This is a genomic window from Serratia odorifera, assembly GCF_041448735.1.
GTDB lineage: Bacteria > Pseudomonadota > Gammaproteobacteria > Enterobacterales > Enterobacteriaceae > Serratia_F > Serratia_F odorifera.
On record NZ_JBGMUT010000002.1, the window covers coordinates 499,835 to 519,527 of the forward strand.

16 protein-coding genes are annotated in these 19,693 nt (G+C 55.8%); 8 read left to right on the forward strand and 8 right to left on the reverse strand.

The annotated features are described in order from the left end of the window. Positions 1-80 precede the first annotated feature (80 nt). Together ACCC84_RS08440 and ACCC84_RS08445 are read left to right on the forward strand one after the other, a co-directional pair. A complete protein-coding gene (locus ACCC84_RS08440; RefSeq protein ID WP_371901741.1) occupies positions 81-1,133 on the forward strand; it encodes an SDR family oxidoreductase in 1,053 nt (350 codons plus the stop codon). 114 nt (positions 1,134-1,247) lie between these two features. After that, positions 1,248-2,330, forward strand: a complete 1,083-nt coding sequence (locus ACCC84_RS08445) for an endonuclease/exonuclease/phosphatase family protein (protein WP_039992676.1) — start codon at positions 1,248-1,250, stop codon at positions 2,328-2,330. 37 nt (positions 2,331-2,367) lie between these two features. Here the strand turns inward: ACCC84_RS08445 and ACCC84_RS08450 are convergent, their stop codons facing one another. Together ACCC84_RS08450 and ACCC84_RS08455 are read right to left on the reverse strand one after the other, a co-directional pair. Next, positions 2,368-3,372, reverse strand: coding sequence for an NAD(P)H-quinone oxidoreductase (locus ACCC84_RS08450; RefSeq protein ID WP_198772953.1), 1,005 nt, complete (start codon positions 3,370-3,372; stop codon positions 2,368-2,370). 321 nt (positions 3,373-3,693) lie between these two features. After that, positions 3,694-3,903, reverse strand: a complete 210-nt coding sequence (locus ACCC84_RS08455; RefSeq protein ID WP_004961277.1) for a hypothetical protein — start codon at positions 3,901-3,903, stop codon at positions 3,694-3,696. 869 nt (positions 3,904-4,772) lie between these two features. On the opposite strand from ACCC84_RS08455, the gene cspE reads away from it, so the two are divergent. Together cspE and dsrB are read left to right on the forward strand one after the other, a co-directional pair. Beyond that, positions 4,773-4,985: a transcription antiterminator/RNA stability regulator CspE gene (cspE, locus tag ACCC84_RS08460; protein WP_004946278.1), complete on the forward strand. Its 213-nt coding sequence runs from the start codon at positions 4,773-4,775 to the stop codon at positions 4,983-4,985. Positions 4,986-5,304: 319 nt separating this feature from the next. Then, the gene (dsrB, locus tag ACCC84_RS08465) at positions 5,305-5,505 is read left to right on the forward strand and encodes a protein DsrB (protein WP_039991956.1); all 201 of its coding nucleotides are present in this window, start codon (positions 5,305-5,307) and stop codon (positions 5,503-5,505) included. 263 nt (positions 5,506-5,768) lie between these two features. On the opposite strand, the gene rcsA is transcribed toward dsrB, so the two are convergent. From rcsA to ACCC84_RS08485, 4 genes are all read right to left on the reverse strand, one after another. Next, a complete protein-coding gene (gene rcsA, locus ACCC84_RS08470; RefSeq protein WP_004961281.1) occupies positions 5,769-6,398 on the reverse strand; it encodes a transcriptional regulator RcsA in 630 nt (209 codons plus the stop codon). Positions 6,399-7,106: 708 nt separating this feature from the next. Then, positions 7,107-8,297: a glycoside hydrolase family 88 protein gene (locus ACCC84_RS08475; protein ID WP_004961284.1), complete on the reverse strand. Its 1,191-nt coding sequence runs from the start codon at positions 8,295-8,297 to the stop codon at positions 7,107-7,109. A 23-nt stretch (positions 8,298-8,320) separates the two neighbouring features. Further along, positions 8,321-9,601, reverse strand: a complete 1,281-nt coding sequence (locus ACCC84_RS08480; RefSeq protein WP_004961286.1) for an oligosaccharide MFS transporter — start codon at positions 9,599-9,601, stop codon at positions 8,321-8,323. Between the two features lie 35 nt (positions 9,602-9,636). Continuing rightward, complete coding sequence (locus ACCC84_RS08485) at positions 9,637-11,466, reverse strand: DUF2264 domain-containing protein (protein ID WP_273871498.1); 1,830 nt, start codon at positions 11,464-11,466, stop codon at positions 9,637-9,639. Between ACCC84_RS08485 and ACCC84_RS08490 the strand changes: the two genes are divergently transcribed. After that, positions 11,461-11,724, forward strand: coding sequence for a hypothetical protein (locus tag ACCC84_RS08490; RefSeq protein ID WP_039991958.1), 264 nt, complete (start codon positions 11,461-11,463; stop codon positions 11,722-11,724). The genes ACCC84_RS08485 and ACCC84_RS08490 overlap by 6 nt on opposite strands. After that, a complete protein-coding gene (locus ACCC84_RS08495; RefSeq protein WP_198772951.1) occupies positions 11,688-12,539 on the forward strand; it encodes an AraC family transcriptional regulator in 852 nt (283 codons plus the stop codon). Before ACCC84_RS08490 ends, ACCC84_RS08495 begins: the two co-directional genes overlap by 37 nt. On the opposite strand, the gene ACCC84_RS08500 is transcribed toward ACCC84_RS08495, so the two are convergent. Continuing rightward, positions 12,536-13,951: a pyridoxal phosphate-dependent decarboxylase family protein gene (locus ACCC84_RS08500; RefSeq protein ID WP_371901742.1), complete on the reverse strand. Its 1,416-nt coding sequence runs from the start codon at positions 13,949-13,951 to the stop codon at positions 12,536-12,538. The two genes, ACCC84_RS08495 and ACCC84_RS08500, sit on opposite strands and share 4 nt — an antisense overlap. Between ACCC84_RS08500 and ACCC84_RS08505 the strand changes: the two genes are divergently transcribed. Then, positions 13,950-14,921 carry a LysR substrate-binding domain-containing protein gene (locus ACCC84_RS08505; RefSeq protein WP_004961296.1) on the forward strand — a complete coding sequence of 324 codons (972 nt, stop codon included), beginning with the start codon at positions 13,950-13,952 and terminating at the stop codon, positions 14,919-14,921. The two genes, ACCC84_RS08500 and ACCC84_RS08505, sit on opposite strands and share 2 nt — an antisense overlap. 1 nt (position 14,922) lies before the next feature. On the opposite strand, the gene ACCC84_RS08510 is transcribed toward ACCC84_RS08505, so the two are convergent. After that, positions 14,923-16,308 carry a CoA transferase gene (locus ACCC84_RS08510; protein WP_198772949.1) on the reverse strand — a complete coding sequence of 462 codons (1,386 nt, stop codon included), beginning with the start codon at positions 16,306-16,308 and terminating at the stop codon, positions 14,923-14,925. Positions 16,309-16,986: 678 nt separating this feature from the next. Between ACCC84_RS08510 and mgtA the strand changes: the two genes are divergently transcribed. After that, positions 16,987-19,686, forward strand: a complete 2,700-nt coding sequence (gene mgtA / locus ACCC84_RS08515; RefSeq protein ID WP_004961300.1) for a magnesium-translocating P-type ATPase — start codon at positions 16,987-16,989, stop codon at positions 19,684-19,686. The last annotated feature ends 7 nt before the right edge of the window (positions 19,687-19,693 follow it).

The following is a 19,693-nucleotide window of genomic DNA, read 5'->3' on the forward strand; positions in this document are numbered from 1 at the left end:
GTGTTAGTGCCTTTCCCCCTCTACCGCAACATTTCTGCATCAATCATGCTGAGGCTTCACTTTGATGGCGGAGAAGCAATATGCAAAACCAACGGCTGGCATTAGTAATAGGCGCCAATGGCGTTATCGGCGCCAAATTGATTGAACACTTGGCACAGCAGCGCTGGCAGGTGATCGGCGTTTCGCGTCGCGGTGGACAGGCGCGTCCCGGCGTGCGCTATCTGGCGGTGGATTTACTGGATGCGCAGGCGACGCGCCAGGCCTTGCAGCCGTTGACGCAGGTGACGCATATCTTTTATGCCGCTTACCAGGACGCGCCGGATTGGGCCAGCCTGGTGGCGCCGAATCTGGCCATGTTGCAGAACGTGGTGGAGGCAGTAGAGCCTGGCGCCACAGGCTTGCAGCACATCAGCCTGATGCAGGGCTACAAGGTATACGGCGCGCATCTGGGGCCGTTTAAAACCCCGGCGCGGGAAAGCGATGCCGGCCACATGCCGCCGGAGTTTAATCTTGATCAACAGTATTATCTGCAGCAGCGACAGCAGGGCAAACGTTGGCAGTGGTCGGCGATTCGCCCGAGCGTTGTGGGCGGTTTTTCCCTGGGTAATCCGATGAATCTGGCGCTGTCGATTGCGGTGTATGCCTCGATCAGCAAAGCGCTGAACCTGCCGCTACGTTTTCCCGGCAAGCCGGGCGCCTATCATAGCCTGTTGGAAATGACCGACGCCGGATTGCTGGCCAACGCGACGCTGTGGGCGGCCACCGAACCGCAGGCGGCGAACCAGGCGTTCAATATCAATAACGGCGATCTGTTCCGCTGGAGCGAAATGTGGCCGAAAATTGCCGACTATTTTGCGCTGCCGGTCGCGCCGCCACTGCCGATGCCGTTAACGCAGATGATGGCGGACAAGGCAACGTTGTGGGGCGATATGGCGCTTCAGCATCAGTTGGCCGAGACGGATTATCGGCAGGTGGCGAGTTGGCCGTTTGTCGATTTCGTGTTTTCCTGGGACTACGACATGTTCGCCGATGGCAGCAAGGCACGGCGTTTGGGGTTTCATCAATTTGTTGCAACCGACAGCATGTTCTTTGCGTTGTTCGATGAATTTCGGCGCCGTAAGATAATTCCATAACGGTTGCTGGCAGCCAGGGCGGGTTTTATGGCAATCTTTGGCTGCCGCTACGTTATGCGGCGGCCAGAGCAGGGGGGACTGGCTCTGCGCCGAACCATCCATGAGGACCGTTATGTGATAGGGATTACCGCCACACTGACGCTATTATTGGCGCTGGTAACCGTTGCGCCGATGTCAAAGCACCCTGCCTGGTGGATTCGGGTATGGGATTTTCCGCGCTTGCAGATACTGGCGCTGTCGTTACTGGTGCTGCTGGCCAATCTGCTGTTCTTGCCCTTGTCGTCACCGTTGGTGTGGACGCTGATGGCGGTTAACCTCGCCTGCGTGATTTACCAGGCCGTGTGGATTTACCCCTACACCGCGCTGAGTAAGCCGCAAGTGCTGGATTATACCGGCTATCAGTCCAAGCCGCGCCTGCGGATCCTGGTGTCCAACGTGCTGACGCCAAACCGCCATGCGGACAAACTGCTGGCATTGGTGGCAGCGGAGCGTCCCGACGTGCTGGTGGCAGTGGAAACCGACGCCTGGTGGGAAACGCAGCTGGCACCGCTGGAACGGGATTACCCGTACCGACTGGCCTGCCCGCAGGACAATCTGTACGGCATGCACGTTTATTCTCGTCTGCCGCTCAGCGATGCCGAAATCCAGTATCTGGTGGACAAAGAGATCCCATCGATGCACATGCTGGTACAACTGCCTGATGGCCCGGCAGTGCGCTTGCATTGCGTGCACCCGATGCCGCCGAGCCCGACGGAAAATGACGAATCGGAAGATCGTGACGCTGAACTGGTGTTGGTCGGTAAAAGCGTGGTAGATGCCAAGCTGCCGGTGATCGTGACCGGTGACTTGAATGACGTGGCATGGTCGACCACCACCCGGCTGTTTCTGAAGGTCAGCGGCCTGCTGGATCCGCGCCGCGGTCGCGGGATGTTCAGTACCTTCCATTCAGGCTATCCGTTCCTGCGCTGGCCGCTGGATCACGTGTTTCACAGCGATGACTTTATTTTGGGCAGCCTGCGGCGTTTGCCGGATATCGGCTCTGACCACTTCCCGATCATGGCGGAACTGGTGTATGCGCCGAAGCAGGGCGCGCAGCAGGAAAGTCTGGAAAAAGACGGTCAGGATGAGGCGCTGGCGCAAGAAAAGCTGGCCAGCACCGACAGCGATCCGGACGACGTGCATGCGCCGGCCGCCTAGCGGCTAAACCCCGCCGTTGCGGCGGGGCAAGGCAGATTTATTGCGTCAGCATGATTTTGCCGATGTGTGCGCTGGACTCCATCAGCGCGTGCGCAGCGGCCGCCTGTTCCAGCGGGAAGGTTTTGAATATTTGTGGCTTGAGCGCTCCGCGCTCCAGCAACGGCCAGACCTTCTGCTGCAAATCGGCGGCGATCTGCGCTTTATCTTCGACGCTGCGCGCGCGTAGCGTCGAGCCGGTATGCGTCAGGCGCTTGATCAACATCGGCATCAAATTCAATTCCTTCACCACGCCGTTCTGCGTGCCGATCTGCACGATGCGCCCATCCATGGCGGCGGCCTGATAGTTTTTGGCCAGGTAATCACCGGCAATCAGGTCGACAATCACCTCGGCGCCTTTGCCATTAGTGGCCTGCAGGGTTTGTTCGACAAAATCTTCCGTACGGTAGTTGATTGCAACGTCTGCACCGAGCGCCAGGCTGGCTTGACGTTTTTCCTCGGAACCGACGGTGGTGATGACCCGTGCGCAGAATGCCTTGGCCAGCAGGGTGGCAACGGTGCCGATACCGGAGGTGCCGCCGTGGATCAGCACCGTTTCGCCGGCTTTCAGATGGCCGCGCTGGAATACGTTAACCCACACGGTGAAGAACGTTTCCGGTATGGCGGCGGCCTCTACCAGGCTGAAACCCTTGGGGACCGGCAGGGCATTGCTTTCGTGTACCTTGCAGTATTCGGCATAACCACCGCCGGCGATCAGCGCGCAAACGCGGTCACCAATGGCGTAATGCTGCACCCCGGCACCGACGGCGACCACTTCGCCGGCAATTTCCAGCCCCGGAATATCCGATGCACCCGGAGGCGGTGCGTATTGACCTCGACGCTGCAATACGTCCGGGCGATTTACCCCGGCTGCCGCGACCTTGACCAGAATTTCGCCCTGCGCCAGTTCCGGCAGCGGTCGTTGCGTTACCACCAGCACCTCCGGCTCGCCGGGCTGTGCAATTTCAATTGCTTTCATGTGCTTCGGTAGTGTCATTGCGGGCATGCGCTTCTCCTCATCAAATGCTCGATCATCTCTACCAGTGTAGGTAAGCGACCGTATAAATCCCATTGGTTATGCTACAGAAATTGCAAAGCGCGCATATGACTGAAAGGGCGATCGGTGCAGGTTTGGTGATGCAACAGAGAGCGAAACGGTTACATACGCATGCCAGGGCGATAGGTGCAGGTTTGGTGATGCAACAGAGAGTGGAACGGTCACATACGCATGCCAGGGCGATCGGTGCAGGTTTGGTGAGACAGACAGAATAAGACGCCAGCGGACAAAGGGCGTAAAGAGGAGCCGCCGCAAAGGGCGGCACGGGGATTAGTCGTTCGGGGGAATGCGAAAACCTTTCAGAGAGACGATAAAGTGTTCTTTGCCTTTGGAGATTTTTGCCCCTTTATCACACCATAAGCTGGCGAGTTTAAAAAAGTCGTCGCTACCGATGTCATAGGCTAATTCTATTTTTTTTGCTGTCCCTGCGCGGATTAGCCTTTCCGCTTCCTGGTGATTTACCGCTTTAATGGTTGTCATGGGCGAAATCCTTGGTGTAAGCCAGTGAGGATAACCGCCGACCATCATATGGCCATATTGTGACATTTTTGTGATAGAAAAGTGACAGTGAAGGCGAAAAGGGCAACGCAGATAGCCGGGGAAGCCCCCGGCACCGGTGGACGCGATCAGACGTCCGGACGAATCAGCTTGCTTTTTTTGACGGATTTGAAGTGCTTATACAGCGCATATCCAGAAACGGCAGCCAGTATGGCCAAAACCAATAAATAAGTGCTCGCCATGGGAGTACCTCCGTTAGGACGGGTTTGAGCGGCATAGTTGTGACAGTTATCACATCCCATCGCAATGAGAGCATTCTGTAACTGCCGTTGCGTTGGCTATGGTGCGATCTGCAGCGATAAAAAAAGCGCCGATAAAGGCGCCTAAATATGCAACACAGCTTGTAGAGTCCAGCACCAGGAGGAGTGGTGAACTGGCAGGAATTGTAAGAACGCCGAGCGGCAGGGAATATAGGCGAACTCCTAAAGCCGCTGTCGGCTCTCCTGTCTGAGATGATACACGCTGGCAAATGGCGGTGCGGGCGGAGAGTGAAATATCGGCACATCGGTGATAAAAGCGGCGCGCAGGGCTGAAACGTGAGCGTTTATCCCCATTTAGCGTTTTTAGCGACGAAAACAGTTGCTATTGATCGCCCGTCATGAGTTAATGATTCCCGGCCTGTGGTACAGACCTATTTATGCACGACATTTTGAGTAAAGTAGTTCAAATTTAAAGCGTTATCCCTGATAACCCTTCTATGACGAATTTCCTTTCTAGTGCCTCCATAAGTAACTGATGACCGGCTATAACATGCCCATGGTGGCTTACATTTAATATTGAAGGAAATAGACATGTCTAACATGATCAAAGGTCAAGTGAAGTGGTTCAACGAGTCTAAAGGTTTTGGTTTCATCACTCCTGCTGACGGCAGCAAAGACGTGTTCGTACACTTCTCTGCTATCCAGGATCAAGGCTTCAAGACCCTGGCTGAAGGCCAGAACGTTCAGTTCTCTATCGAGAACGGCGCTAAAGGTCCATCAGCGGCTAACGTTACCGCTATCTAATCGGCTTTTTGCTGATTGATAAAAACCCGCCAAGGCGGGTTTTTTTGTGCCTGTAATTTGGCAAAAGCAAAAAAAAGCCCGCATGTCTGCGGGCGAAAGTTCCTTGTTACTTCATTTGCAGATGTTCCTCTGGGGGGGACCATCTGTGAATAGACTAACCGTTAGGTGTGCAGGATTCTGCGGGCAAAACGTTAAGGAAGCGAAAAAGTGCCGGCGATTGGGGGCTGTGGCCGTTGGCCGCAGTGGGAGAGGCGTCGCACCGTGTTTGTTGTCACGTTGTGTAATACACTGACTAGAGAAACACATGATGAGGTCAACGATGAAAGTAAACGATTTGGTGACGGTTAAAACCGACGGCGGGCCACGGCGTGAAGGGGTTATCCTGGCGGTAGAAGCGTTTAATGAAGGCACCATGTATCTGGTGGCGCTGGAGGAGTATCCGACCGGCGTCTGGTTCTTTAACGAGATTGACAGCCGTGACGGTACCTTTGTTGAACCGCGTAGCGCAGCGAATCAATAATCTCTCGGCAGGCGTAGCCAGTTGCAGGGGGGGGTAAATGATTTTTCCGGGTAATAATGTTAACCCGTGACCATCACTGCGCTTAACCGCATATTCCCGCTGGTTTATCCGATAACGGTGGTTTAACGTCAGGCACCGTTTATCCGCTGCATCATTTATGTTGCAGCGGATAAACTGATTGGCGCGGGATAAATAGGGCCCGTCGCGCTAGAGGCGGCTAATAACTCCGCCGGATGTGGATGACCATGATATTTATCCGCATGTTAGCGGCTATTTACAAATATTCCACTGGTCAGCGTGTCAGTTAAACGAACAACGTGATAAATAATCTGCTTGTTGTGCGTTTTTATCTTCCTTTTGATATTTCCTTTATGGGATGACACCGTTTTTGCTTTAATTTGCATCTGGTCGGATATCTGGATGGTCCCCTGTCCGGACATCCACATACGCAACATATTTGATTCCGTTTGGCTAAGGGTAACCGGCGTCTGGTCGAGGTTGACCTTCTCTGCCCGTGGTGCCTTGCGTTCAAGATAGTGACCCAGCAGCTGATTCATGGTCTCTGGCTTGATCGATTTTGACGAAATGATGACATTTTTACGAACATATAAATAATCGTCAAAATGTACGTTGGTAATGGCCATAAAGATGAAGAATAACGTATCGGGGTTAAGAGAAATCACCCGCTTTATTCGTTCTGTGGCGTTGGCTTCATGGATGAAACAGTCTTCGTTAATAAACACCAGGCTGGGTTTCAGCCGGCTGCATTTTTCATGCAGGCTGGCTATGTCCGTAATAGCGTTTATATGACGTTTCTTGACTCCATGCGTCGTCAGGTAGTCGGTAAGACCCAGCCGCGTATAGCTGCATGAGTCCATGATGATCGTTGGCATATCGCACCCCCACTTAAATCCGTTTTACCGCGGTAATAATGAGTAAAAGCCTAAAAGCCAAAAGGCAAAAAAAACAAAATGTACTAATTAAGAATGTTCTATCAACAAAAGCGAAACGGCTCAATGACATTTTCTGACTTAGCTTATCAATCAGCATGATCCATAAGTTTGGCTTAAGTCAGTCAAACCTGCTGCGGCCTTGGCCTGGCATAAAGACCGACAATCCAGGCTTGAGCGATCGACACGCACTCGCTCTCTCATTGATTCTGTTTATCATGTCACGAAATTAAATTTCAGATTGCTAAGAAAATTCTTAAAAAAAATTCATGTGTTGTTTTTTTATCGCTTTTTTGGTGATTTTTCCAGCGATTTAGGGTGGGGTTTATCCGGGTGCTACCAGAAAAGTCTTATATATCATTAAATTAATGACGATATGATTTGTGCATGATAATGATAACCTTTTCCTTTGTTATCATTAATGTTTCTTTCGTAACACATCTGCGTAACATTTCGCCTTGGTGACGTTACATATCATTAAAGTGTAACGGGCGGATAGCCTTTTTTCGCCGTCAGCGTGCGGTGTCAGCCGCGAGGAACCTGTGGATTAATTGGTTTTTCTGAACTGTTGTCGTAGCGGGTTGCCGGTATCCCTCAGCAAGAAGGATACCGGCCGGCTAGCGTGCATGATGCGTTCAGGGGCAGACTCGGCTACCAATAGCGTTTCCAGCTCTGCGTCAGCCGCGTCAGGGCTTCCAGATAGAAGTAGTCCCCCCAGCTGCAGCACTCATCAACGCCTTTGCCGCTGGCCATATGGTATACCGAATGCTTCAGCAGCCCGTCGATGGGTTCGTCGTCCTGTGCCAGATAGTTCTCGGTCAGTGATGCCATGATGCGCAACGCCATTTCTTCATAGCTGGCGCGCTCGGCGTCCAGCAGCGGTAACTGACTGACCAGTTCCAGCAGGCCGCACACTGCAATGGCCGCCGCCGAACTGTCGCGCGGCTGATCGGTGCCCAGCAGTGCCAGATCCCAATGACACACCTCATCTTGCGGTAAGCGGTTGATGAAGTAATTTGCCAGCCGCTTGGCCAGATCGACCATCTGGCGTTCACCGCTGTAGGCGAAGCTCAGCAGGAAACCGTAAATCCCCCAGGCCTGGCCGCGTGACCAACAGGAATCATCGGCGTAGCCCTGGTGGGTATTACCGTAACGCGGCTCCCCGGTGACGGTATCCATATAGTAGGTGTGATAGGTGGAGGCATCCGGCCGCACGATGTAACGCGCCGCCTGGGCTGCATGGCGACGGGCGGCATCGGCAAAGCGTGGATCGCCGGTCTGCTCGCTTGCCCAGTACAGCAGCGGCAGGTTCATATTGCAGTCGATGATCATGCGTCCGGCCTGTTCGGGATCGTGCAGGTCGCCCCAGGCCTGGATAATGCCGGCCTGAGGATTGTAGCGTTCCAGCAAGGCTTCTGCGGCCAGTAGCGAAAAGCCGCGCGCCGGGCGGTTACCGGTCAGCCGCCAGGCGCTGACGCACGACAACGTATACAGAAATCCCAGATCGTGAGTAGCGGTATCCTGACGGCGGGTGATGCGTTCGCCAAACGACAGCACGTTAACCTCGGCGGCACGGCGATATTTGTCATCGCCGGTCAGTTCGAACGCCAGCCATAGCTGACCAGTCCAGAAGCTGGTGGTCCATTCGACGTTTTCCGTCAGCGGATAACGGCCATCGATACAGGTTTCTCCGGGAAAACGTTCGCCAAAACGCGCCATATTGCGATCGATTTTGTTCAGCACGCGGTGCCGAGCCGCATTTAAGCGCTGTGTTAGCGCGGCGCGGTCAAGTTGATGCAGTTCAATGGGACGCAACTTTTCGTGAGTGACGGATACGGACATGCTGGTTTTCCTTTTACGGCAGATTATCGTTTCAATGTGGTGAGATCGGCGTTCTTCGCCAGCGACGGCGCTGCACGTACCGGCCGTTTGCTTTGGCAACTGGACAGCGTAAACGCTGAAACGCCGGTGAACAGCAGGGCGATACAGCCCATGATCAGATAGGTGTGCTCAAAACCGATGCGGTCATACAGATAGCCGGCTGGCGGTGCGATGACGATCGAACCGACGTAGATCATCGCCTGATAGCCCAGCAGGTACATGGTGGCATTGACGCGCTTGCTGAAGTGTTCGGCAATGTATTTGAATACCGAAATCAGCAGCATCGAAATTTCCATGCCGTAAAACGGTTTGATAATCGAAATCACGATCGGATCGCTGGTCAGGCCGGAGGCGATCAGGCGTGCGCCGACCAGCACACCGGTAAACAGCAATCCTTTTTTGGCACCGAAATGGTTAACCAGAAACGGGATCGCCATCATCATCAGGAATTCGAGGCCGGACTGTACGGTGCTCAGATAGCCGTACATGGCATTGCCCTGCGCCTGGCTGTCAAAGAAAGAAACGAAATAGCGCGGAAACTGTTGTTCGGCGATAAACATCATCCAGGCGACGCCGGCGACGTACAGACTGAACATCCAGAACTTGCGGTTCTTCAGCAGCATGATGACGTCGGCAAAGACGATTTTTTCTTGCGCGATGACATCGTTATTGCGCAATTGCGCTTCGCCGATACGCAAACTGAGCAGCACCGCCAACATCAGCAGCGAGGTCGCGCTGCTGAGCATGAAATTCATCGCCGGCGAGATATTGAACAGCAGACCGGAAAACGATGCGGCCAATGCCCAGCCCAGCGATCCCCACATGCGTATCTGGCCGAACTCCAGCCCATACAGCCGGCTGAAGCGATCGGCGTAGGATTCCGATGCCGCCACCCCGGCGTACCAGCCGAGGCTGAGATACAACGCACCGATGATGATACCGATCGGCGTGTGGCTGGCGAGCAGCGGTTGATAGACATAAATGAAAAACGGCGCCATCAAGACCGAGGTCAACACCACGAAATACAGCAGATTTTTACTCATGCCGATTTTATCCATGATGTAGCCGTAAACCGGCTTCATGATCACCGCAAAAATGCCGTTGACGGCAAACACGCTGCCGATGGTAACGCTGTCCAGTCCGGCTTTTTGAGCCAGCCACAGCGCATACAGTCCGAAGCTGGCCGACCAGGTGAAAAAATACAGGAAAATAAAACTGCTCATCTTGTAATAAGCCGATTTGGTCGGCGTGGTGAGGGCATTCATATCAACTCCTGTAGAGCAGATGTGTATTGTTATGGTTAACGCGCTATGGTCAGCGTGCGTTGTGGCGTGGTTACGACGATCTGGGTTTCGTCAATATGGCAACCCGGTTGCGCATCGCGCAGCCGGGCGGCGTGGCGATGGGCGGCGGCGGCGCAAACCAGCCAGTGTTCGCCCGGCATCAGCGTATGAACCAGCGTCGGAATGGCTGCGGTTTCGGCGAACAGAATATTACTGTTGGGCGGTGTGATGACGGTGGTGGCGGTTCGATGCCCCAGCGGGCCGAGATCGTGCAGCGTACTGAACCCATCAACGTCGTCGATGCTGCTGATGCCGTCGGCGCAGTGGCACGGCGTCGTGCGGCGATAGGGCACGGCAAAGCCGCCTTCTGCGCTGTGCAGCGTGCGCGCGCTGTTGATGTGGTGAACCCGCAGGTGCCAGTCACCACAGGCAACCAGCCAGGTGGTAATGGCGACGTCGTGCCACGGCCTCCAGTGGCTGACGATGTAATCCGCATGGGTTGCTACCGCGCTGCACTCTCGTCGACCACGGTAGTAGCCGTCCTGTTCTGCCAGCAGCAACATGGAATCGCCGGCCGCGTGGTTGAGCGCGTAACGGCCGCGTTCAATGGTGAAGCCAAACAGGTTGGAATAGGCAAACTTGGTGTACTTGGCTTCGGTATTGACGTAATTGTTCAGCTCCAGCTGACCGGAGGTCAGCATGTAAACGTGTTCTGCCTCGGCGTCGTGTACCAGGATCTGGGCGGCCTGTGGAATGCTGCGCTGGCGTGCCAGCCGGGGCAATGGCCGCTCTGTGGCTTGCCAAAAGGCGTGCTGTGCTGGCAGTGCCAGCACCAGAAACAGTTTGCAGGCCCAGTATGGCGATCCCGGCGCGTTGTAGTCCTCGGCCATGGCCAGATTGGGATAGGCATAACCGACGCTCAGTACGCCGTCGCGATCAAAAATAGGCTGTGCCAGCCACCAGCGCAGATGGCGTAGAATCAGCCCCTTCACCGTTCCCATGTCGAAAACGTCAAGTTCGGCAAATGCCACCGCACTCCAGAAGGCCGCCTCGGCAAAACGGTAGGTCAGGCTGCGGCCGAACGGCACCGCAGAGCCGTCGGCGGCAAACAGGTAAATAAAGTCCTCGGCAAAGCAACGCGCGCGCTCACGCAGACACTGGGCGCGCTGTGGATCGACATCGGCCATCAGCGCGGCATACAGCAAGCCGTAGTAATGGAATGCCATCGAAATATAATAATCGCGCGGGCGTCCCGGTCCGTCGGCATACCAGCCACCGCCAAGATAATACGCTTCCATTTTGTCGAACTGGGCAGCGATCAGCGTGGCATCGTAGGGCAAACCGGCTTGCTTAAAGCCCATTTGCACCATAATGGGGAAGTAGTTCCAGTTGTTGTTCGGAATTATCGCCGTCGCGCTTTGCTGCAACCAGGCGATCAGGTTCTGTTGCTGGGGGCTGTTGAACTGAGACAACAGCCGGCCTTTCATCAACGCCAACCCGACGCCAAACGCCGCCATTTCCACCACCCGCTGGTCGAACTCGGCGATATCGCCCCAATAAGCCGCGTGCTGTGGGTCACTGCCGTTAATCATCGCGCTGCGATAAAATTCCCAATCATCCAGTTCATCGCCACCGGCCAACAGAGGGAAAATGCCCCACAGCATGCGTGACAGTCCCTCCATTTCCGCCACTTTGGCACCGTAATGCGCGGTAAAGTTACCCAGTGCAATGCCGCTTTGCCCCGCTGAACAGTAGGGCGTTACCGCAGCCAGCAGTTGCTTCGCCGCGCGTTGCATATCGCTACGCGTTGCCAGCGGGTTAGGACAATGATCGGATCTGTGATGCATGATATTCTCCAAATCCATTGGTGTATCAGTGGGTTAATCGGCGATGACCGCATGTTTTTGCGAACTGACTTGCGGAAGAAATATAAATTAAAACTGCGTTTCAATTGTTATGGCGGTCACAAAATTGCCTTTTATTTAAAACCAACGTTGAAAAAAACGGCGAAAAAGGCCTTAAATTGCAAAAAACGCGGGGAAAATATTAAACGGTTGTGGTGGGGCATATGGCTGGGCAAAACTATCTGGAGCGCATTGCGCTGAACGAACGCTTTATCAGCTTTAACCGCATGAACAGCGGTAGCGCCAACTATTTTCATTGGCATCAGTGTCTGGAAATGCTGTTTGTCAGCCGGGGATACGGCATTGCGATCGTCGATAACCAGCAGTACACGCTGCGGCCTGGGCGGCTGTTTATCTTCCCGCCGTTCAAACTGCATAAGGTGTTTGTCGAGCAAAACGACGCTAATCACTATCACCGTACCACGCTACATCTCGAGCACACGGTGATCGAACACTTCTTGCAGCCTTTTCCCCAGCGGCGCGCGCAGTTCCAGCGGTTGTGCTACAGCCAGAGTAATGCATTTATCTGCGATCTGGCTGATTGCCAGCTGCAGGTGGAAACCGTTCTGGATCGCTTTAATCAGCGCTACCTGACGGGCAGCCATCAGTTGGAGGATGTGGCATTCCTGGCGCTGGAAATGATGGCGTTTCTGCCGGAAAAAGAAGGCGAAGCGCTGAAAATCTCTCAGGGAAGTCCGGCGCGTATCATGCAGTGGGTGGAAGAAAACTATCAGCATAAGTTTTCTCTGGCGCGTCTGGCGGCAGATCTGGGGCGCTCAAAAAGCTACCTGTCGCGGTTGTTCAGCCGTGAAACCGGCAGCACCATTCAGGAATATCTGTTGACGCGTCGCGTCAAGCGGGCCTGCGAACTGTTGCGCAGCAGCGATCTTGCCATCGGTCAAATCGCCGCTGCGGTGGGGTTTGCCGATGCACCGTACTTCATCAGCTGTTTTAAGAAAATGCTTGGCCAGACGCCGTTGCAGTATCGCAAGGGGGCGACTGGCCTGGGTGATTAACCGGCTTCCTGTCGACAGGCACGCAGCGAGTTCAGCGCGAGCGTAATATCCTGTTCTTGCGTCATCCAGTTGACCAGCGCGGCGCGTATCCCGGCCTGACCGTCAAACAGGGTCGGGGTACAGCGCACCACGCCCTGCTGATCCAGACGTTCAAGAAAACCATCTCGGGCCGCTAGCGCGTCGCCGTCGACGCCCTCGAGTGCAAAACACACCACGTTAAGATTTACCGGCGCCAGCAGGCGGAACCCTTCGCTGGTCGCCAGTTCGGCACCCAACTGCCGTGCCAGCTTCACGTTGCGTTCCACCATATCGCGCATGCCGCTGCGGCCATAGGCCTTCAACGCCATCCACAGCGGCAGGGCGCGAAAGCGGCGTGAGTTTTCTGGCGTTAGATGCAGGTAATTGTCCGGGCGCAAGGTTGGCGCTTCCAGATACGATGAATGGTTTTGAAACACCTGCATCTGCAATGCCAGATGGCGGGTAAATTGAATGGCGCTGTCATACGGCACGTTAAGCCACTTATGGGCATCTACGGTAATGGAGTCTGCCTGCTGCCAGCCCTCCAGCAACGGGGCAAATTCGGGAGAACAGGCCGCCACGCCGCCGAAGGCCGCATCCACGTGCAGCCAGAACGGATAACGTTCACGCAGCGCCAGCAACTGCGGCAGGTTATCGTAGGCGACGGTGTTCACCGTGCCGGCACTGGCCAACACCAGCGTCGGCATATCAGGCTGTTCGGCCAGGCAGCGGGCCAGCGCATCAACGTCGATGGCTTCGGCGTTCGGCAACGTGCCGACGATTTTCAGCGCTTCTCGGCCGATGCCCAGCATGCTGAGTGCTTTCACGCTGCTGGAATGCGGGTTGGCTGACAGCACGCGGATCGGTCCCAGAGCTGCTACGCCCTGTTCGGCGACGTCGATGCCGCGTTGTAAACCGAGCCATTGGCGGCCGATGGCCAGGCCGGTAAAATTGGCCATGGTGGCGCCGCTGACAAAACTGCCATTGAATGCTGCCGGCAGGCCGAGCAGTGATTTTAATTGTTCCACCGTTGCCAGTTCTATCGCTGCCGCAACGGTGTCATGGCTGAGCAGGCTATTCTGGTCGATAACGCTAACCAACCAGTCGGCGGCCAATGCGGCCGGCGTCCCGCCGCCGGTGACAAAACCGAAATAGCGCGGCCCGGCGCTGGCGGAAATGCCGTCGGCATAATGGTGCCAAAAGTGCTCCAGAGCGGCGAGCGCGCCGTCGCCATCTTCTGCCAGAAGCCGATCGTCATTGTTTACCTGCTGGCTCGCCATTGGCGGGCAGACTGAGCGTTCGCTCAGACTGGACAGAAAATCTTCCGACCACTGGCGGGTACGTTCAAGTATCAGCGGTAACTGGGTTAAATCCTGTTGCAAAACCGGGTGCATGGCGTTTCTCCTGATAAAAATGATAGAAAGAGCTTATCGCTATTGCCAGCCGTCGATAATCGATAAAAAATACCTGTTTTGGATAGAAAGGCTAACCAATGTGAATGAGCGATTACCGTTGCACCTGCTGCCGACGTTCGTTATTGCCGCTCGGCTGGAAAACCTGCGCGCTACGGCGCAACAGATTCATTTGACGCACGGCGCGGTCAGCCAGCAGATCCAGCAACTTGAGCACGCGTTGGGCTGTCCGCTGTTTGACCGCCTTGGGCGCGGCATACGGCTGAACGCCGCCGGCCGAGAGCTGCTGGCGATTGCGGAACCGGCGTTGCAGGCTCTGCAACACGGCGTCACGCGGGTGCGGCGCATTGCCGCCAGCCAAACGTTACGTATCAGCGTGCTGCCGTCGTTTGCGCATTACTGGCTGTTGCCGCGCCTGCATGTTTTCCGCCAGACGCATGCGGATATTGTGCTGGATATCGATGCGTCGCTGGTGGTACAGGATCTGGCGCAGCAGGGTTTTGACGGTGCGATCCGCATCGGCAAAGGGCAGTGGCCGGGAGTCCACGCGCAGTGGATTGCCGCCGGTGAAGTGCTGCCGGTGGCGACCCCGCTACTGGCGCAACAATGGCAATCGGCTTTGCAGCAGGGGGCGGAAACGCTGCCGCTGTTGGAACACGATGTCACGCCGTGGCGCGGCTGGTTTCAGGCGCAGGGGTTGGCCGAGCCAGGCCCCGCGCTGGCGTCGTTCAACGACGCCGGTCTGTTGATCCGTGCCGCCGAGCAGGGATTTGGCATCGCGCTGGTGAAAAGCCTGTTGGTACAAGACGCGCTGGCGGCGGGGCGACTGGTGGCGCTGGGCGCCGCGTGGCAACCGCAGGACAGCGACTTCTATTTTGTCTGGTCGCAATCAGCCGCCGACAATCCGGCGGTACAGACCCTGTTGCTGTGGTTACAGCAGCAGGTGCGCTGATTCAGCGGCGCAGCCATTCGGCCTTTGCGCTGCCCAGTGCATTCGCCGGCCGCGCCCACTGTAGCGCGGTGCCATCCAACCGTAGCGGAGCCTGCAAGCGCTGCGCTGCCCCCCACGTCGTCAGTTCGATCTCGGGATTTTCATCCTCCAGCCGTGCCGGTTGCAGCGGGGAAAGCACGTGATGCTGCGGATGCGGATTGTCAAACAGCAGTTGCGCGGTTCTCGCCAGTGACAGCCGGGCGCTGTAGCCGGTGCCCCGCGCCAGCCGCTGGCACATTCCCTCCAGCACCGCGGCGGCCATCATATAACCGGTGGCGTGATCCAATGCCTGTACCGGCAGTGGCAGTGGCATATCGCAGGTACTCCAGACCATGCCTTCCGCCGCCAGTCCGCAACTCATTTGCACCAGGCTGTCGAAGCCGCGACGGCTGCGCCAGGGGCCGCTCCAGCCATAGGCATTCAGGCAGACATCTATCAGCCCGGGAGACAGTGTGCGCCGTTGTTCCGTGTCGTAGCCCAGCTTTTCCAACGCGCCGGCGCGATAGCCGTGTACCAGCACGTCGGCCTGGCTTAACAACTGCTCGAAGGTCGTTCGATCGTGCGTATTGTGCAGATTCAAGCGGGCGCAGCGCTTGCCGAGCGTCACTTCGTGCTCCGCGCCGGGTTCATCCCAGCCGTAGGGATCGATGCGTAAAACGTCGGCTCCGAGGCCGGCGAGAAAGCGGGTCGCGACCGGGCCGGCGATAATGCGCGTCAGATCCAGCACGCGCACCCCCTGCAACGGCCGTGCGGTCGGTAGCGGCCAATCCGCTGCGCCGACTTCCGCTTGCAGCGACTGATGGATCAGTGGTTCCATGGCCACGCTTTTGCCCTGTATGTGTTGCCGCCATTGTTCGGTGGTGCGCATTTCCGCCGCGCAGCCGCCGGCTTCAACGATCGCCTGTTCCAGCGAGGACTTCTGCCAACTTTGCACGCTTGCTGCCAGTGATCCTTTGTCGGGATGCTCGCCCAAAACCTGCTCCACTGCCTTACGATGCCGTGGGGCATTGGTATGTAGGCGGATCCAGCCATCGCAGGTCGCATAGTCGCCGGCCAACGGATCCCAGGCAGCCGGTAGCGTCCAGCCGACGGGGCGCAGGGTCCAGCCAAACCACAATGACGCCAAACGCCGATCGACAGATACCTGTGGCACGTTGGCGTAACGCTGTTGCAGCAGACGAGCGCAACTCAGCCCAGCAGCGGCCCAACTGGCGGTGGCGAGTTCGGTCACCGGAAACTCCGAGCTTAGCTCGCCAACGCCCGTAACGGTCACTTGCCCGAACGGCGTTTCTGTATGGCCTAGGCTCTGCCAGATATCACTAAGCAGCGTATGCGTCAGGGTATTCATCGGATGCTCCCAAGGGTGAAAAAAAGGTATGCGCATAGCGTAGTCCACGACGACAGTGGCTGCTATGCTTTGCGCTATTATTTACGGCGGTCGGAATAGTTCGCTAAATTATTTTTCGGGTTTATATTTCGTTTAATAATTTACGCTTTACAGTATTGGCTTACGTCATTATAATTCGCTCAAAATTTCACAGGAGAAATCAATTGGACAGTTTTAGTTGCGATAACATCAATAAGGCAAGCTGACCAATCTCTTCTGATTTTGCTGCTTGCCTAACCGGCGGGCGGCACCCTCCCTGTTTTCTGAGTCGTGCATCCCCGAGTATTTTCATTCTGCCCAGTGCCTCGCGGTATTGGGAGATCCAATTCGGACGTTATTATGGCACTGTTCCGCTTTAGTCTTTTCCCTCCAGGCCAGCCTGCGCCTCGACGCTGAGTTTTGCTCGGCGTAATGGCGGCAGCGCCAGGCAGAGGCTGCCGAGTAGCCGATCTTGCTTTATTCACCGTAGCCGGTGATAAGGAGGCGTCATGGACGATCATCCCAGAACCGTTATTAATTCGTTTTTTTAGCGTGTAATTTCGCTGCTAATAACGCGAAAGAAAAATCAATTTCTGTGTAAGACACCTATTATTCGGGCGGGGTGAGCCTGCGCGCGTAATAAATAAAGAGAATAGCGTTATGTCCTATATTAATCACAAGACTCGTCGTCATAATAAAGGCCGCGAGCCCTACGTCATCGCTCAAGAGGCGTCAAACAGCCTTGATCAAACCCTGGCCAATTTAAATTGCAATCGCATCGGTCTGACGCAAGAGGATGCGCAAGAACGGTTGGGGTATTTTGGTGCCAACCAGGTCGCGCATGAAAAAGCGCCGCACGCCTTGGTGCAACTGGTCAGCGCATTCAACAATCCGTTTATTTTTGTACTGATGGCGTTGGCGGCGATCGGTTTCTTTACCGACTACTGGTTGCCCGCCCGGCACGGTGAAGAAACCGATCTCACTGGCGTAATCATCATTCTGATCATGGTAACCCTCAGTGGCCTGCTGCGCTTCTGGCAGGAATACCGTACCAACAAGGCCGCCGAGACGCTGAAATCCCTGGTGCGCACCACTGCGACGGTGCTGCGTCGCAGCAGCTTCAGCAGTCAGCCGCTGACCATGGAGGTTCCGATCCGTGAACTGGTGCCGGGCGATATCATTCAGCTGTCAGCCGGCGATATGGTACCCGCAGACGTACGTTTGCTGACGTCTCGCGATTTGTTTATCAGCCAGGCGATCCTGACCGGCGAAGCGATCCCGATTGAAAAGTACGACGTTCTCGGCTGCGTCAGCCAAAAGTCCTGCGATACCGACGTTACCAACGAAAGTCAATTGCTGGAACTGGCCAACGTCTGCCTGATGGGCACCAACGTCGCCAGCGGCACGGCCACGGCGGTGGTCGTGGCAACCGGGGGCAAAACCTATTTTGGCTCCCTGGCGAAGTCGATCGTCGGCAGCCGCTCGCAAACCGCGTTTGACCGTGGGGTGAACAGCGTCAGCATGCTGCTGATCCGCTTTATGCTGGTGATGGTGCCGGTAGTGCTGTTGATCAACGGGTTTACCAAAGGTGACTGGGGCGAAGCGGCACTGTTTGCCTTGGCGGTTGCGGTTGGCCTGACGCCGGAAATGTTACCGATGATTGTCAGTTCCAACCTGGCGAAAGGCGCCATAGCCATGTCGCGGCGCAAAGTAGTGGTCAAGCGGCTGAACGCCATTCAGAACTTCGGTGCGATGGACGTATTATGCACCGACAAAACCGGTACGCTAACGCAAGATCGCATCATTCTGGAACACCACCTGGATACGACGGGAGCGAGCAATGGCCAGGTGCTGCAACTGGCCTGGTTGAACAGCGTCCATCAGAGTGGCATGAAAAATTTGATGGATCAGGCGGTGATCCGTTTTGGCCGCGACAAACCCGGCATTGAGGCATTAGGGCGTTACCGGAAGCTGGATGAACTGCCGTTTGATTTCATTCGTCGTCGTCTGTCGATCGTGGTCAGCGAGGAAAACCGGCAGCCGCTGTTGATCTGCAAAGGCGCGGTAGAAGAAATGTTGCAGATCGCCACCTGGGTGAGGGACGGTGAGCAGACTTTGCCGTTGGACGACGAGCGGCGTGCGGCGCTGATGGCGCTGGCCACTCGGTATAATGAAGACGGCTTTCGCGTTTTGATGCTGGCGACGCGCGAACTGGGAGAAACAGGCGGTAAATTGCCGCTTAGCGTAGCCGATGAGTGCGATATGGTGATCGAAGGGCTGCTGACGTTCCTCGACCCGCCAAAGGAGAGTGCTCAGCAGGCGATTGCGGCGTTGCAGGAAAACGGCGTGGCGGTGAAAGTATTAACCGGCGACAACCCGGTGATTACCAGCAAAATCTGTCGCGATGTGGGGCTGGAGCCGGGGACGCCGCTTTCCGGGGCGGAAATCGAGCAAATGGACGATCGCCAGTTGGCGCATGAAGTCGAGTTGCGCACCCTGTTCACCAAGCTGACACCGTTGCAAAAATCACGCGTATTGAAAATGTTGCAGGAAAATGGCCACACCGTCGGTTTTCTGGGCGATGGTATTAACGACGCCCCGGCGCTGCGTGATGCCGATGTGGGTATTTCGGTGGATACCGCTACCGATATCGCCAAAGAGTCGGCGGATATCATCCTGCTGGAAAAAAACCTGATGGTACTGGAACAGGGCGTTATCAAGGGCCGCGAAACCTTCGGCAATATCATCAAGTATCTCAACATGACCGCCAGTTCCAATTTTGGCAATGTGTTCTCGGTGTTGGTTGCCAGCGCGTTTATTCCATTTTTACCGATGCTGGCGATTCATTTGCTGATTCAGAATCTGATGTACGACATCTCGCAGCTGTCTTTGCCATGGGACAAGATGGATAAAGAATTTCTGCGCAAGCCACGCAAGTGGGACGCCAAGAACATTGGTCGTTTTATGCTATGGATTGGGCCGACCTCGTCGATTTTCGATATCACCACCTACGCCTTGATGTGGTTCGTGTTTGCTGCCAACAGCGTTGAGCATCAGGCGCTGTTCCAGTCCGGCTGGTTCATTGAAGGGCTGTTGTCGCAAACGCTGGTGGTGCATATGCTGCGCACTCAGAAAATTCCGTTCATCCAGAGCACCGCAGCATTGCCGGTGCTGCTGATGACCGGATTGGTGATGGCGATCGGTATTTATATTCCCTTTTCGCCATTGGGCGCCTGGGTTGGCCTGCAGCCGCTGCCGTGGGAATACTTCCCATGGCTGGTCGCCACGCTGGTCAGCTACTGCGTTGTTGCGCAGTTGATGAAGCGTTTTTATATTCGCCGCTTCGGCGAATGGCTCTAACGGTGAG

What these genes read in the sequence shown, in the direction of transcription:
- dsrB (WP_039991956.1), top strand. Translation starts at nt 5,305, where the DNA reads ATGAAAGTAAACGATTTGGTGACGGTTAAAACCGACGGCGGGCCACGG.
- rcsA (WP_004961281.1), bottom strand. Translation starts at nt 6,398, where the DNA reads ATGCCAACGATCATCATGGACTCATGCAGCTATACGCGGCTGGGTCTT.
- ACCC84_RS08480 (WP_004961286.1), bottom strand. Translation starts at nt 9,601, where the DNA reads ATGAATGCCCTCACCACGCCGACCAAATCGGCTTATTACAAGATGAGC.
- cspE (WP_004946278.1), top strand. Translation starts at nt 4,773, where the DNA reads ATGTCTAACATGATCAAAGGTCAAGTGAAGTGGTTCAACGAGTCTAAA.
- ACCC84_RS08455 (WP_004961277.1), bottom strand. Translation starts at nt 3,903, where the DNA reads ATGACAACCATTAAAGCGGTAAATCACCAGGAAGCGGAAAGGCTAATC.
- ACCC84_RS08505 (WP_004961296.1), top strand. Translation starts at nt 13,950, where the DNA reads ATGGCGTTTCTCCTGATAAAAATGATAGAAAGAGCTTATCGCTATTGC.
- ACCC84_RS08475 (WP_004961284.1), bottom strand. Translation starts at nt 8,297, where the DNA reads ATGTCCGTATCCGTCACTCACGAAAAGTTGCGTCCCATTGAACTGCAT.
- ACCC84_RS08485 (WP_273871498.1), bottom strand. Translation starts at nt 11,466, where the DNA reads ATGCATCACAGATCCGATCATTGTCCTAACCCGCTGGCAACGCGTAGC.
- ACCC84_RS08500 (WP_371901742.1), bottom strand. Translation starts at nt 13,951, where the DNA reads ATGCACCCGGTTTTGCAACAGGATTTAACCCAGTTACCGCTGATACTT.
- ACCC84_RS08450 (WP_198772953.1), bottom strand. Translation starts at nt 3,372, where the DNA reads ATGCCCGCAATGACACTACCGAAGCACATGAAAGCAATTGAAATTGCA.
- ACCC84_RS08490 (WP_039991958.1), top strand. Translation starts at nt 11,461, where the DNA reads ATGCATGATATTCTCCAAATCCATTGGTGTATCAGTGGGTTAATCGGC.
- ACCC84_RS08510 (WP_198772949.1), bottom strand. Translation starts at nt 16,308, where the DNA reads ATGAATACCCTGACGCATACGCTGCTTAGTGATATCTGGCAGAGCCTA.
- ACCC84_RS08495 (WP_198772951.1), top strand. Translation starts at nt 11,688, where the DNA reads ATGGCTGGGCAAAACTATCTGGAGCGCATTGCGCTGAACGAACGCTTT.
- ACCC84_RS08440 (WP_371901741.1), top strand. Translation starts at nt 81, where the DNA reads ATGCAAAACCAACGGCTGGCATTAGTAATAGGCGCCAATGGCGTTATC.
- mgtA (WP_004961300.1), top strand. Translation starts at nt 16,987, where the DNA reads ATGTCCTATATTAATCACAAGACTCGTCGTCATAATAAAGGCCGCGAG.